At 69.8% G+C, this 13,485-nt stretch carries 11 protein-coding genes; 8 read left to right on the top strand and 3 right to left on the bottom strand.

The window, feature by feature from the left end; genetic code table 11:
• The first annotated feature begins 40 nt into the window (after positions 1 to 40).
• Together ADL03_RS17580 and ADL03_RS17575 are read left to right on the top strand one after the other, a co-directional pair.
• The gene (locus ADL03_RS17580) at positions 41 to 1,645 is read left to right on the top strand and encodes a sensor histidine kinase (protein WP_157528838.1); all 1,605 of its coding nucleotides are present in this window, start codon (positions 41 to 43) and stop codon (positions 1,643 to 1,645) included.
• Positions 1,642 to 2,292 (top strand): response regulator transcription factor, encoded by a 651-nt coding sequence (locus tag ADL03_RS17575; protein ID WP_053734536.1) that lies wholly within the window; start codon positions 1,642 to 1,644, stop codon positions 2,290 to 2,292. Before ADL03_RS17580 ends, ADL03_RS17575 begins: the two co-directional genes overlap by 4 nt.
• Here ADL03_RS17575 and ADL03_RS17570 read toward each other — a convergent pair.
• Together ADL03_RS17570 and ADL03_RS17565 are read right to left on the bottom strand one after the other, a co-directional pair.
• Positions 2,289 to 4,019, bottom strand: coding sequence for a caspase family protein (locus ADL03_RS17570; RefSeq protein WP_053734535.1), 1,731 nt, complete (start codon positions 4,017 to 4,019; stop codon positions 2,289 to 2,291). The genes ADL03_RS17575 and ADL03_RS17570 overlap by 4 nt on opposite strands.
• 150 nt (positions 4,020 to 4,169) lie before the next feature.
• On the bottom strand, positions 4,170 to 4,436 hold the full coding sequence (locus ADL03_RS17565) for a GlsB/YeaQ/YmgE family stress response membrane protein (protein WP_053734534.1): 267 nt from the start codon (positions 4,434 to 4,436) through the stop codon (positions 4,170 to 4,172).
• 137 nt (positions 4,437 to 4,573) lie between these two features.
• Between ADL03_RS17565 and dxr the strand changes: the two genes are divergently transcribed.
• The 6 genes from dxr (at position 4,574) to map (ending at position 12,797) form a co-directional block, all read left to right on the top strand.
• Positions 4,574 to 5,704, top strand: a complete 1,131-nt coding sequence (dxr, locus tag ADL03_RS17560; protein ID WP_053734533.1) for a 1-deoxy-D-xylulose-5-phosphate reductoisomerase — start codon at positions 4,574 to 4,576, stop codon at positions 5,702 to 5,704.
• Positions 5,705 to 5,711: 7 nt separating this feature from the next.
• Positions 5,712 to 6,920 carry an RIP metalloprotease gene (locus ADL03_RS17555; RefSeq protein ID WP_231641966.1) on the top strand — a complete coding sequence of 403 codons (1,209 nt, stop codon included), beginning with the start codon at positions 5,712 to 5,714 and terminating at the stop codon, positions 6,918 to 6,920.
• 22 nt (positions 6,921 to 6,942) lie between these two features.
• The gene (ispG, locus tag ADL03_RS17550) at positions 6,943 to 8,094 is read left to right on the top strand and encodes a flavodoxin-dependent (E)-4-hydroxy-3-methylbut-2-enyl-diphosphate synthase (RefSeq protein ID WP_197288406.1); all 1,152 of its coding nucleotides are present in this window, start codon (positions 6,943 to 6,945) and stop codon (positions 8,092 to 8,094) included.
• Between the two features lie 1,075 nt (positions 8,095 to 9,169).
• Positions 9,170 to 10,021, top strand: coding sequence for a GNAT family N-acetyltransferase (locus ADL03_RS17545; RefSeq protein WP_053734532.1), 852 nt, complete (start codon positions 9,170 to 9,172; stop codon positions 10,019 to 10,021).
• 18 nt (positions 10,022 to 10,039) lie between these two features.
• Entirely contained in the window at positions 10,040 to 11,824 is a 1,785-nt protein-coding gene (locus tag ADL03_RS17540; RefSeq protein WP_197288405.1) for a penicillin-binding transpeptidase domain-containing protein, read from the top strand.
• Between the two features lie 115 nt (positions 11,825 to 11,939).
• Positions 11,940 to 12,797, top strand: coding sequence for a type I methionyl aminopeptidase (gene map / locus ADL03_RS17535; protein ID WP_053734530.1), 858 nt, complete (start codon positions 11,940 to 11,942; stop codon positions 12,795 to 12,797).
• Here the strand turns inward: map and ADL03_RS17530 are convergent.
• A complete protein-coding gene (locus tag ADL03_RS17530) occupies positions 12,784 to 13,464 on the bottom strand; it encodes an alpha/beta hydrolase (RefSeq protein WP_053734577.1) in 681 nt (226 codons plus the stop codon). The two genes, map and ADL03_RS17530, sit on opposite strands and share 14 nt — an antisense overlap.
• Between the last annotated feature and the right edge of the window lie 21 nt (positions 13,465 to 13,485).

Raw genomic sequence — 13,485 nt, 5'->3', positions numbered from 1 at the left:
GTGCCGCGCCACAGGTGGGACGTCTCGTAGCTTGGGGCGCGTGATTACTGCTGTGCGGGCCAGGGGCGAGGCGTTCCTCGCCGACGTCCTGGCCCGGTTCCGGGCGCTGACCCCGGTGCGGGTCGCCGGCGACGTGGTCGTGGTGGTCGCCGTCGTCCTGCTGGACCTGTGGCCGGGCCCGTGGGCCGAGCAGAAGGCGTCGGGCTGGCTGGTCGTCGCCTACGCCGCCGTCTACCTGGTGCTCCTGCCGTTGCGGCACGCGCTGCCCGCGGCGGTGATGGTCGTGGCCGCGGCCATCCCGTTCATCGGACCGGCGCTGATGGTCGTGCTGAGCTACACGGCCGGGCGCCGGATCGAGTCGTGGGTCAGGGCGGTGGCGTCGACGGCGGTCACGTTCGTGGTCGTGGTGCTGCTGTGGGACTGGGACGCGCGGCCGTTGGAGATCGAGCCCGTCTACGGGATGCTCATGCTGATCACGATCTTCGGCGTGGGCGTGGCGCTGCCGTTCCTCGTCGGCCGGTACCTGGCGCAACGCGAGGCGCTCGTGCAGGCGATGCAGGAGCGCGAGGCGCGGATGCGGGGCGAGCAGCGGATGCTGTCGCGGCAGGTGCGCCTGCGCGAACGCAGCCGCATCGCCCAGGACATGCACGACAGCCTCGGCCACCGCCTGTCGTTGATCTCCGTGCACGCCGGCGCCCTGGCGCTCGACCCGTCGCTGGGGGAGAAGCAGCGCGAGGCGATCGGGGTGCTGCGCGCGGCGGCGTTGACCGGCATGGGGGAGCTGCGGTCGATCATCGGCGTGCTGCGTGCCGAGGACGGTCCCGACGACGACCCCGCGACACGGACAGCGGAGTCCATCGACTCGTTGGTGGGCGACGCGCGCAAGGCCGGTGTGCTCGTCAGTCTCGTTCGTGGCGGGCAAGCGCACCCGTTGCCGTCACGTGTGTCGCACGCCGCCTATCGCGTCGCCCAGGAGGGCCTGACGAACGCCGCCAAGCACGCGCCGGGGGCGGCCGTGCAGGTGACGGTGAAGTACGAGCCCGACGCACTGGTCGTGGAGGTGCGGAACAACCCGTCGCGCAACGGTTCCCCGGACGGCGAGCCGGGCGTCGGCCTGATCGGCCTGGGCGAACGCGTGCGCCTGGCCGGCGGCATCCTGCACGTCGGGGCGCTGCCGTCGGGCGGCTTCCGGATCGCCGCCGTGCTGCCGTACGAGGAGACCCCGCTGCCGGACGAACCGGAGGACGAGCAGGAGGAGACCCAGTCACCGGGCCGGCTGCGCAAGTGGGCGGGCATCGGCTCCATCGCGGGCGCGTCGCTCGTGCTGAGCGTCATCATCGGCGGCTTCACCTACCTCGGCGCGCAGCCGGTGACCGAGGTCGTGCCGGAGCAGACCCTCGACCGGATCTCCGTCGGCCAGCCGGAGGCCGAGGTGATGGCGCTGCTCCCGGCCGGCGACGAACCCCTGGTCGGCGACGGTGAGCGCAAGTCGCAGGCCGCCCAGGAACCGCCCGGTTCCCGCTGCGTCTACCACATCACCGACGAGCAGTCGTACCTCGCGAAGGGCACCCGGGTGGTGCGCTTCTGCTTCAAGGACGGCAAGCTGGTCGAGAAGAAGATCCACGTGCAGAGGAACGAGCCATGATCCGGGTGCTCATCGCCGACGACGAGCCGCTGATGCGCGCGGGCATCAAAGCCATCCTCGGCACCGCCGACGACATCGAGCTGGTCGCCGAGGCAGGCGACGGCCGCGAGGCGGTGCAGATCGTCCGCGAACGCCGCGTCGACGTCGCCGTGCTCGACATCCGCATGCCACGCATGGACGGCCTGGCATGCGCGCGCGAACTGCGCGTCGTCGCACCGTCCGTGCGCGTCGTCATGCTCACGACCTTCGGCGAGGACGAGAACATCGTGCGCGCGTTGTCCGACGGCGCCGCCGGGTTCCTGCTGAAGGACTCCGCGCCCGAGGAACTGCTGCGTGCCGTGCGCGCGGTGCACAACGGCGAGGCCTACCTGTCACCCATGGTCACGTCACGGGTCGTGGGCATGGTCGCGACGTCCGGGCAGCCGAAGCGGCAGGAGGCGCAGAAGGCCGTCGCGGGGCTGACCGAGCGCGAGGTCGAGGTGCTCGCGCTGCTCGGACAGGGCATGTCGAACGCGGACGTCGGGGCGAAGCTGCACATGTCCGAAGCCACGGTGAAGACGTACGTGTCGCGGTTGCTGGCGAAGCTGGGGCTGACGAACCGGGTGCAGGCGGCGCTGCTGGCACGGGACGCGGGGCTGGCGAGCTAGCTGGGCTTCCAGAACATCACGTGACCGTCGCGGCTGGCGGTGACCATGACACCTGCCTGGTCGAACGACACGGACACCACTGCCGCGGTGTGCCGGCGGCGTAGTTCCACGGGGCGCCAGGTGCTGTCGGGAGCGCCGGTGCGGATCACGCCCTCGATGTCGCCGGTGACGAGCTGGCCATCCGGCGTGAAGGCGATCGCGGACACCCAGCCGGGGTTGAACACGGTGGCGACGGGGTGGCCGGACACCAGCTCCCGGAGGGTGACCATGCCTTCTTGACCGGTTGCCAACATCCCGTCCGGGCCCAGGGCGATGCAGTCCGCGAAGACCTCCAGGCGGTGCACCCGTTCTTCGCTGGGCAAGTGCCACACGTGCACCTCGGTGAGATCGAGACTCGCGAGCACGCGGCTGTCGAGGCTGACAGCGAGCTGCCGGGGTGAGAACCCTTCCAGGGGTGGCCGGTCGACCACCGGCCACCGGTCGTCGCGGTCGAGCAGCAGGATTCCGTCGCGCCTGCCGATGGCCACCAGGCTCCCGTCGGGGCTCAGGGCGACCGTGTCGGCCTCCTCGCGGGAGGAACCGGGGATCTCCTGGCCGGTACCGGCGTCGAACCACCGGATCGGGGTGTCCGCGGAGGAGACACCGCACAGGCGCTGTGGCTCCGCCGGATCGACCACGAGGCAGGAGACCAGCGCTTTCAGCCTGACCTCGCGCAGGAAGGTGAAGCCGGGGTCCCGCTGCAGCCGCGTGGACAGCGGTGGCGGTACCTCCACGACCACCGGCACGCGAGGGGAGTCCGCCGGAGGTGCCTCGCCCATCAACGCCAACGCCGCGCGGGCGGCCTCGTCGCCCTTCCTGGCCAGCGCGGACAGCTCCTGGACGCCGAGGCTCCGGAACCGCGGGTCCGCGCTGCGCAGCAACGCCCGTAGCTCAGGGGCCAGCTCCGGCGGCAGCCGCAGGACGTTGCGGTTGTAGGCGATGTGGAAGTCGCCGGACAGCATGTCGTTGCGCGTCGGCGTCTGCCCCGGCGACCGCGTCCGCACCCAGTCGTACACGAACGTGTACAGCTCGCTCGCGTCGACCAGCCCGTCCTCGTTGAGGTCCGCCGCCCCGGTCCGCAGGCCGCTCATGATCGCCTCGGTGAAGACCGACTGCTCCTTGTCGAAGGCGTACTGGACCTTCGTGGACGCCGTCATCACCGCGCAGCCCCGCCCGGAGTCGCCGGCCAGCTGGTCGATCGCGTCGACCGTCTCGGTCCCCTCCGGGGTGAACCCCGGAGGGAACGCGCCGCTGAAGCAGCAGTCCAGCCACACCACGACCCGCCGGGCCGCGCTGTGGTCGATCAGCTCGCGCACCCACGACGCCGCGATCGCCGACGAGCGCAAGCGGTTGCGGCGGGTGTCGGACAGGATGAGCTGCAGCTTGCCCGACTCGTCCTTCAGGCCGTGCCCGGACAGGTGCAGCAGGACGAGGTCGTCGCGGGAAGCGTCGGCGAAGGTCTCCTCCAGGAGGTCGCGGACGTCCTGGACGGGACGGTTGAGCAGCGTCGCGACCTCGAACGCGCCGATCTCGGGATCACCGAGGAGTGCGGCCAGGGCACGCGCGTCGGTGCAAGGGGGCCGCAGATCGGTGAACTCGGGGTCCGCGTACGAGTCGGTCGCGATCAGCAGCGCGATGCGCCGGTTTGCCAACTCGACCGCCTCCGGGGTCACCACCGTTCGGACCATGACGACGATAACCGTGACGCTCAGCGGGTCGCCGGTGCTGATCCAGCTCGGGCGGGTGCTCAGTCAGTTCGTGCGGAGTCCGGTTGGTCCCGGAAAGCACGAAGGGACCGTTCGGGTGTCACCCGAACGGTCCCAAACGTCATGTGCTGGCTAAACGCGGCTTCGTCGCCCGGTCACCAGACGGTAGATCCCGAGCAGGATCAACGATCCGACGATGGCGAGCAGCCACGTCCGCAGCTCGAAGAACGAGCCGAGGTCGGTCCCGAAGATCGCGGATCCGATGAATCCACCGAGGATCGCGCCAACGATGCCGATCAACATCGTGATGATGATACCGCCGGGGTCGCGACCAGGCATGATGGCCTTCGCGATGGCGCCGGCCAGAAGGCCGAGCACGATCCAACCCAGGATGCCCACGGAGAGTCTCCCTTCCATCCTACTTGTCGAGGAGGGAATGCCCTCGAAGTGGCGACTTCACACCTCCTAGACCACTCCGTTATCAAAGTGACGGGCTGTGCCGGGCTCTCAGGCACTCTCCGGAACAATGAGGAGCGATGAGTACTCCACGCACTGTCCTGATCCTGGGCTCGACCGGCTCGGTCGGTACCCAGGCGCTCGACGTCATCCGGCGCAACCGCGACCGCTTCCAGGTCGTCGGGCTCGGCGCGGGTGGACGTCAGCTGGACCTGCTCACGCAGCAGGCAGCCGAGTTCGACGTGCCCGTCGTGGCGGTCGCCAACGGCGCCGAGGTACCCGGCGTCAAGACGTTGACCAGCATGGTCGACCTGATCGAGGCGTGCCCCGCGGACGTCGTCCTCAACGGGATGGACGGGTCGCGCGGGCTCGAGCCGTCGTTGAAGGCGCTGGAGAGCGGTGCGACGCTGGCGCTCGCGAACAAGGAGTCGCTCATCGCGGGCGGGCCGCTCGTGCTGAAGGCGGCCAAGCCGGACCAGATCGTGCCGGTCGACTCCGAGCACTCGGCGCTCGCGCAGTGCCTGCGCGGTGGCGAGCCGCACGAGGTGCACAAGCTGGTGCTGACGGCGTCCGGCGGGCCGTTCCGCGGCAGGACCCGCGCGGAGCTCGCGGACATCACCGTCGCGCAGGCCATGGCGCACCCGACGTGGTCGATGGGCCAGGTCGTCACGATCAACTCGGCGAACCTCGTCAACAAGGGGCTGGAGCTGATCGAGGCGCACCTGTTGTTCGGGGTGCCCTACGACCGCATCGACGTGGTGGTGCACCCGCAGTCGATCATTCACTCGATGGTGACGTTCACAGACGGCTCCACACTCGCGCAGGCCTCACCCCCTGACATGCGGCTTCCCATCTCGCTCGGTCTCAGTTGGCCGCAGCGGGTGGCCGGCGCCGCGCCCGCCTGTACCTTTGACACGGCCACCTCGTGGACGTTCGAGCCGGTGGACAGCGTCACGTTCCCCGCGGTCGAGCTCGCGCGGCAGGCGGGCAGTGCGGGCGGTTGTCTGCCCGCGATCTACAACGCAGCGAACGAGGAGGCTCTCGCCGCTTTCGTCGCGGGTACGACGTCGTTCCTGTCCATCGTCGACACCATCGGCCAGGTCCTCGGTGAAGCGGGTGACTGGCGCAGTGACCCCGCTGACGTGGCGGAGGTGCTCGCAGCCGAGGACTGGGCACGCGCACGTGCCCGCGAGCTGGTCGGAAGGAACTGAGCTCACCGTGAACACATTCATCAACATCCTCGGGGTGCTGCTGTTCGCGTTCGGCATCGCGTTCTCGATCGCGCTGCACGAGTTCGGGCACCTGCTGACCGCCAAGGCCTTCGGCATGAAGGTCACGCGCTACTTCATCGGCTTCGGCCCGCGGCTGTTCTCGTTCCGCAAGGGCGAGACCGAGTACGGCCTGAAGGCGATCCCGGCCGGTGGCTTCTGCGAGATCACCGGCATGACGGCGCTGGAGGAGGTGCACCCGGACGACCGCAAGCGCGCCTTCTACAACCAGAAGGTGTGGAAGCGCGTCGTCGTGCTGTCGGCCGGCTCGATCACGCACTTCATCCTCGGGTTCATCATCCTGCTGGTCCTCGCGATGTCGCTGGGCCTGCCGAACAGCAAGGGCCTGCCGGTCCTGCAGGAGGTCACCCCCTGCGTGCCGGTCGCGAACGTCACCGACGGCTCGTGCCCGTCCGGCTCGCCGGCGCCCGCGAAGAACGCGGGCCTGCAGCCCGGTGACGAGATCGTCGCGATCGCCGGCCAGCAGACGCCGACGTGGCCGGACATGCAGCGGATCACCCGCGAGCGCACCGGCCCGACCGAGTTCAAGATCGTGCGCGACGGCAAGGAGATGACCGTCACCGTCGACGTCGCCAAGGTCACCCGCACCCTGACCGACGGCAAGGGCGGCAAGGAGACCAAGGAGATCGGCGCGATCGGCGTGCTGCCGAAGGAGTCGTTCACCTACGGCCCGATCGACGCGGTCCCGGCCGCCGTGGCGTTCACCGGCGACATGTTCGTGAACACCTGGAAGGGCCTGCTGCGCTTCCCCGAGCGCATCCCGGCCGTGGTGAAGGCCATCGGCGGCGGCGAACGCGACCTGGACACCCCGATCTCCGTCGTGGGCGCGTCGCGCCTGGGCGGTGACGCGGCGGAGCGGGGCCTGTGGGCGTTCTTCGTGCTGATGCTCGCGGGCCTGAACTTCTTCGTGGGTGTGTTCAACCTCCTGCCGCTGCTGCCGCTTGACGGTGGTCACATCGCCGTCAACCTCTACGAACGGGTGCGAGACTGGTTGAGGAAGCTGCGCGGGAAACCCGCCGGCGCCCCGGTCAACTACATGCGCCTGCTGCCGCTCACCTACGTGGTCATCTTCCTCGGCGGCGCCATCACGCTGCTGACCGTGACCGCCGACATCGTCAACCCGATCAGGTTGCAGTGACTTACGGAAAGGTGCACAACCCATGAGTGACGGCGTGATGCTCGGAATGCCGGCACTGCCGCCGCCGGTGCTGTCGGAACGTCGCAAGACCAGGCAGTTGATGGTGGGCAACGTCGGTGTCGGCAGCGAGTTCCCCGTCTCCGTCCAGTCGATGACGACAACGCTCACGTCGGACGTCAACGCGACGCTCCAGCAGATCGCTGAGCTCACCGCGGCCGGCTGCGACATCGTCCGGGTCGCCTGCCCCTCGCAGGACGACGCGGACGCGCTGCCCGCCATCGCCAAGAAGTCGCAGATCCCGGTGATCGCGGACATCCACTTCCAGCCGAAGTACGTGTTCGCCGCCATCGAGGCCGGCTGCGCCGCAGTGCGCGTCAACCCCGGCAACATCAAGAAGTTCGACGACAAGGTGAAGGAGATCGCGCAAGCCGCGCGCGACCACAACACCCCGATCCGCATCGGCGTCAACGCGGGCTCCCTGGACCCGCGTCTGATGGCCAAGTACGGCAAGGCCACCCCGGAGGCCCTGGCCGAGTCGGCCCTGTGGGAGGCCTCGCTCTTCGCCGAGCACGACTTCCACGACATCAAGATCTCGGTCAAGCACAACGACCCGGTGATCATGGTCCGCGCCTACGAGCTCCTCGCCGAACAGTGCGACTACCCGTTGCACCTCGGCGTGACGGAGGCCGGCCCCGCCTTCCAGGGCACCATCAAGTCGGCCGTGGCCTTCGGCGCACTCCTGCGCCAGGGCATCGGCGACACGATCCGCGTCTCCCTCTCCGCCCCGCCGGTCGAGGAGATCAAGGTCGGCCACCAGATCCTCCAGTCCCTCAACCTGCGACCGCGGAAGCTGGAGATCGTCTCCTGCCCCTCCTGCGGCCGCGCCCAGGTCGACGTCTACACGCTGGCCGAACAGGTCACCGCAGGCCTGGAGGGCATGGAGGTCCCGCTGCGCGTCGCCGTCATGGGCTGCGTCGTCAACGGCCCCGGCGAGGCCCGCGAGGCCGACCTCGGCGTCGCGTCGGGCAACGGCAAGGGCCAGATCTTCGTGAAGGGGCAGGTCATCAAGACCGTGCCCGAGCACGCGATCGTCGAGACCCTCATCGAGGAGGCCATGCGCCTCGCGGAGGAGATGGAGGCGACCGGCGAGTCGCCCGCGGTGACGGTCGGCTGACGTTCGCCCGGTCGGTTGGCTGGTTGTTCGGCTGGTCGTTTGTTTGTTCGCTTGTTCGTGTGGGGCGCCCTTCCGGTAGGAGGGCGCCCCTCACGTCGTCTTGGGGCCCGTCGGGGTTCACGGGCAGGCTTGCGCAGGGGTCCCCTTGGGTTTTGGCGCCCCCGCGACCCACGCTAGTCGCGAGGTCTGACAGTTCCGGGAGGTCGTCGCGGGGCCTTGGCCTTCGGGGCGAGGGGAGGCGGGCTCGACGTGGGGACCGGCGGGCTCGGCGTGGGGAGTACGGCACAGGCGCTGAGCGGGTCCGGCGCGGGACGGGCAGGCCCGACGTAGGGAGCGCGATACGGGCGCTGGGCGGGCCCGACGCGCGGGCTTGGCAGGTTCGGCGGCGGGAGGTGGGGCCTAGCGAGCGCGGGGCTCGCAGAGTTGGACACAACCGACCTCGGCGGGCGGGCGCAGGGCGGGCGTGACAGGCGTGGGCTCGCCAGGCGAAGGTTGAGGGTCGGTGCGGCCGGGTGCGGTGCGCTGGAATGGGCGAGCGCAGTCAGCCCACCTATGGAGCGAGGCAACACGTATCGCCCCGATCCCAGGCACGGCGACACCTGTTCGAGCGAAGCGAGACGTCTCTACCTGACCTCAGGCTTTCCGCACCCGTCGAGCGAAGCGAGGCGTTTCTACCTTCCCTTGACGGGTAGCGGTGACAGCCCCTTTGACCTGCGATTGGGGCTTGACTTTGAGGGCGGGGCGATATCCTGGTAGGGATCGGCCGGGCTCGCTTATGCCCGGCCTTTTGAGGCCGACTCATCGCCCCGCTAGAGGCTCGAAGTCAAGCCCCAATCGCAATCGTCGCGAAGCGGCGATGAACCCCGAACGTCGTCCCTGCCTGACCAACCACGCACCCAAGGCGACAGACAAACGGACCCAACCCAACCCCGGTGCCAAGGCGACAGACACACGGCCCCCCAGGCGACACGGACCCGAAATCCCCACCGGCCGTGTCACCCATCACCATCGGTGAATCCACAGGCGCACTGTTGGCTGATGCCACACCCAGGCCAAATCTGGCACCCTAGATGACGTGCTGAGGCTTGCCGGAGCGCGCGTGCTCGACGAGCGCGACCTGATCGACGTACGCGGGGTGCTCGACAGCGACCCCGTCGCTGCGTGCATGGTCGCGGCAAGGGTCGAGACCGCGGGGCTGGACCCGTGGCGCCTCGGCGGTGAGATGTGGGGGTCGGACTCCCGGCCGATGCGCGGCAAGGTCGACGGTCTGTGCTTCTCCGGGCCGAACCTGATCCCGCTCCGCGGCAGCGCGAGTGCCATGCGGATGTTCGCCGACCGGGCGCGGCGCAGGGGGCGCATGTGCTCCAGCCTCGTCGGGCCGGCCGAGCAGGTGCTGACCCTCTGGGACGAGCTGCAGGCCGACTGGGGGCCGGCCCGCGAGGTGCGTGGTGACCAGCCGTTGATGGCGCTGAGCCGCACGCCCGACGTCGCGCCGGACCCGTTGGTGCGGCAGGTCAGGCCGAGTGAGCTCAACCGGTACCTGCCGGCCGCGATCGCCATGTTCATCGAAGAGGTCGGCATCGACCCGTGCGCGGAGGACGGTGGCGCGGGCTACCGGGCCAGGGTCAGCGAGCTGATCGCCGCGGGCCGGGCGTTCGCGCGGTTCGAGAACGACGAGGTCGTGTTCAAGGCCGAGATCGGGGCCATGTCGAAGCGGGTCGGGCAGATCCAGGGGGTCTGGGTGCGGCCGGAACGCAGGGGTGAGGGGCTGGGGACCGCGGGGACGGCGGCGGTGGCCAGCCGGCTCGTGCACCACCTGGACCGCACGGCGAGCCTGTACGTCAACGGGTACAACCACGTCGCGCAGGCCGCCTACCGGCGGATCGGGTTCGAACAGGTCGGTCAGTACGCGACTGTCCTCTTCTGAACGGGCATACTCGCGGCCGTGCGCCTTCTCGCGATGATCACGGCGGTCCTGGTGACGGTGAGCGGCTGCGGGCTGTTCGCGGACGAGCCGGGGGCTCCGGAGATCACCAACGACTTCCTGGGCAAGCTCGCGTCGGGTGACGTGCAGGGTGCGGCCGGGATGACCGACGACCCGAACGACGCCAAGGAGGCGCTGGAGAAGTTCCGCGGCGCCCTCAAGCCGGAGAAGCTGACCAGCAAGGTCGACCAGCTCCGCAAGAACGGCGACACGGCGGCCGAGGCGTCGGTCACGCTCGACTGGGACCTCGGCAAGGGTCGGCACTGGTCCTACCCGACGAAGTTCGAGGTCAGACAGGAGGGCGACACGTGGAAGGTGCGCTGGGCGTCGTCCGTGCCGCACCCGAAGCTCGCCCCGCAGCAGACGATCAAGCTCACCGAGCTCAAGCCCGATCCCGCGCCGGTGCTCGACCGGGACGGCACGCCGCTGCTGGCGCCCGAACGGGTCGTGTCCGTCCTGCTGGTGCCCAAGGAGGCCGGTGACGTCGCCGCGGTCGCGAAGACGCTGGGCGAGGCGCTCACCCCGCTGGACAAGGCGATCACCCAGCAGTCCATCGTCGACGGTGCCGCCAAGACGCCCGACGGGCAGGCCTACCAGGTGGCGGCGCTGCGGGACCCGGACTACCAGACGGTGAAGCCGAAGATCTACGAGCTGCCCGGTGTCCGGTTCAGCTCGCAGACCTCCCTGCTCGCGCCCAGCCGCACGTTCGGCTCGCAGGTGCTGCCCGCCATCCGCAAGGCGGTCGAGGACGAGATCGCCGGCCACACCGGTTTCCGGGTCGCCACGGTCGACGCGCAGGGCAACGAGGTCGACGAGCTGCACCAGCAGGCACCGGAACCGGCCAAGGCGGTCAACACGGCATTGTCGCGGGTCGTCCAGACCGCGGCCGAGGACGCCGTCGAACCGGTGCAGCAACCCACGATGCTCGTCGCGATCCAGCCGTCCACCGGCGACATCCTCGCCGTCGCGCAGAACGACGCCGCCGACGCGCAGGGCGCACTGGCGCTGACCGGCCGTTTCCCGCCGGGCTCGACGATGAAGGCGGTGTCCGCGCTGGCCGCGATCCAGTCCGGCAAGGTCAACGCCGACACCCCGCTGCCGTGTCCCGGCAAGACCACCATCGCGGGCCGCCGGATCGTGCCGAACTCGAACGAGTTCGAGAAGGGGACCATCCCGCTGCGGTCGGCGTTCGCGTTCTCCTGCAACACCACGTTCGCGCAGCTCGCCGTCGACATGCCGCCCGACCTGCTCACGAACACCGCCCTGTCGCTCGGCCTCGGCGTCGACTTCGACATCGCGGGCCTGACGACGATCACCGGTTCCGTGCCGCCCGCCGACGACGTCGTGGAACGGGCCGAGGACGCGTTCGGCCAGGGCAAGGTGCTGGCCTCGCCGTTCGGCATGGCGCTGGTGTCCGCGTCCATCGCGAAGGGGTCCATGCCGACGCCGCAGCTGCTGCGCGGCAAGGACACCAAAGCCGACAAGCAGCCCGCTGCGCCCACGGCGCTCGACCCGGTGCGGCAGATGATGCGCGAGGTCGTCGACTACGGCACCGCACCACAGCTCAAGCCGTACGGAGACGTGCGGGGCAAGACCGGTACCGCTCAGTTCGGCGACGGCGTGCACTCGCACGGGTGGTTCACGGGATACCGGGGCGATGTGGCGTTCGCGACGCTGGTGCTCAGCGGGGAGACCTCCACCCCCGCGGTCGACGTCGCGGCCCGGTTCCTGAAAGCGCTGCCGTGATGACCGGTGCTGTGATGACCACCGCTGTGATGACCGGTGCTGTGATGAACCACTGCTGTGATGACCGGTGCCGGGCTCCGGGGCGGCGCCGCCGTCGCCCAGTAATGTGGGGAGCATGGCTGTTCGTGCTCCGCTGCAACCCGGTGTGCAATCCCCGCGTCGTCAGGTGCCCTCGCGCATCGTGCGTCCCGAGTACGTCGACAAGCCCGCGCCGCAGCGCGGCAACGACCCCTGGGTGCAGACGCCGGAGATCATCGAGGCCATGCGGATCGCGGGCCGGCTCGCCGCGCAGGCGCTGCAGGAGGCCGGCAAGGTCGTCGTCCCCGGTGTGACGACGGACGAGATCGACGCGGTGGCGCACGAGTTCCTGTGCGACAACGGCGCGTACCCCTCGACGCTGGGCTACCGCGGCTTCCCGAAGTCGTGCTGCACCTCGCTGAACGAGGTCATCTGCCACGGCATCCCCGACTCGACGGTCGTCGAGGACGGCGACATCGTGAACATCGACGTGACGGCGTTCATCGGCGGCGTGCACGGCGACACGAACGCGACCTTCCTCGCGGGCAACGTCTCCGAGGAGAACCGGCTGCTGGTCGAGCGCACGCACGAGGCGACCATGCGCGCGATCAAGGCCGTGAAGCCCGGCCGCGAGCTCAACGTCGTCGGCCGCGTCATCGAGGCGTACGCGAACCGCTTCGGCTACGGCGTGGTCCGCGACTTCACCGGCCACGGCATCGGCCGCACGTTCCACAGCGGCCTCGTGGTCCTGCACTACGACGAGCCTTCGGTGAAGACCGTGCTCGAGCCCGGCATGACGTTCACGATCGAGCCGATGATCACGCTCGGCGGCTACGAGCACGACATGTGGGACGACGGCTGGACCGTCACCACCCAGGACAAGAGCTGGACCGCCCAGTTCGAGCACACCATCGTCGTCACCGAGACCGGCTCGGAGATCCTCACAGTCTGCTGAGGACGGCCTTCAGCGCGGCCGCGACCGCCGAGGGCGACGTCGCGGCCGCCAGGTGGTGCGACTCGAGCCGTTCCACCGGCCAGCCCCGCTCCTCCGCGCGGTCGGCCTCGGCGTCGTAGGCCGCCGACAGCAGCACGTACCCGCACGGCCCGGCCCACTCCACGACCGGCCGCGTCTCCTTCAGGAACTCCCACGCCACCTCGGGTGCCTCGTCGCGCATCTCCTCGCGCAGCCCGGCGGGCACCAGCGTCAACGGGTCGGTGTCGAACCAGCGGTCCCAGCGCGGCAGCTTGCCGTCGCGGACCGTGGCCTTCACCTTGCCGACCAGCGCCGGGTCCACGGTGTCGCGCCACGCCCTGCCCGGCGTCGGCAGGTCCGAGTCGAGGAACACCAGCCCGGCCACGTCGATCTCCAGCGCGTCCGCGAAGGCCGGCAGCAGCGGTCCGGCGCCGCTGTGCCCGACCAGCACCAGCGGTCCCTCGACGCCCGAGTCGTCCAGCGCGTCCGCGAACGCCCCGATCAGCCGCTGGTGCACCGGCGCCTCGTTCACCGTCATCTGCAGGTCGACCAGCAGCACCGCCACCCCGTCGGAGGCCAGTTCGTCGGCGAGCGGACGCATGCTCGACGGGCCTAGGAAAGGGCTGTGCATGAGCACGACGGTGACCATGCCCGTGATGATGGCAGCATT

This window comes from Nocardia sp. NRRL S-836 (assembly GCF_001279525.1).
Classification (GTDB): domain Bacteria; phylum Actinomycetota; class Actinomycetes; order Mycobacteriales; family Pseudonocardiaceae; genus Lentzea.
This window is presented reverse-complemented; position numbering and strand designations above follow the sequence as displayed.

Bases quoted from the DNA above. Each gene is read 5' to 3' on its own strand.
- ADL03_RS17530 (WP_053734577.1), bottom strand. From the start codon at position 13,464: ATGGTCACCGTCGTGCTCATGCACAGCCCTTTCCTAGGCCCGTCGAGC.
- ADL03_RS17575 (WP_053734536.1), top strand. From the start codon at position 1,642: ATGATCCGGGTGCTCATCGCCGACGACGAGCCGCTGATGCGCGCGGGC.
- ispG (WP_197288406.1), top strand. From the start codon at position 6,943: ATGAGTGACGGCGTGATGCTCGGAATGCCGGCACTGCCGCCGCCGGTG.
- dxr (WP_053734533.1), top strand. From the start codon at position 4,574: ATGAGTACTCCACGCACTGTCCTGATCCTGGGCTCGACCGGCTCGGTC.
- map (WP_053734530.1), top strand. From the start codon at position 11,940: ATGGCTGTTCGTGCTCCGCTGCAACCCGGTGTGCAATCCCCGCGTCGT.
- ADL03_RS17570 (WP_053734535.1), bottom strand. From the start codon at position 4,019: ATGGTCCGAACGGTGGTGACCCCGGAGGCGGTCGAGTTGGCAAACCGG.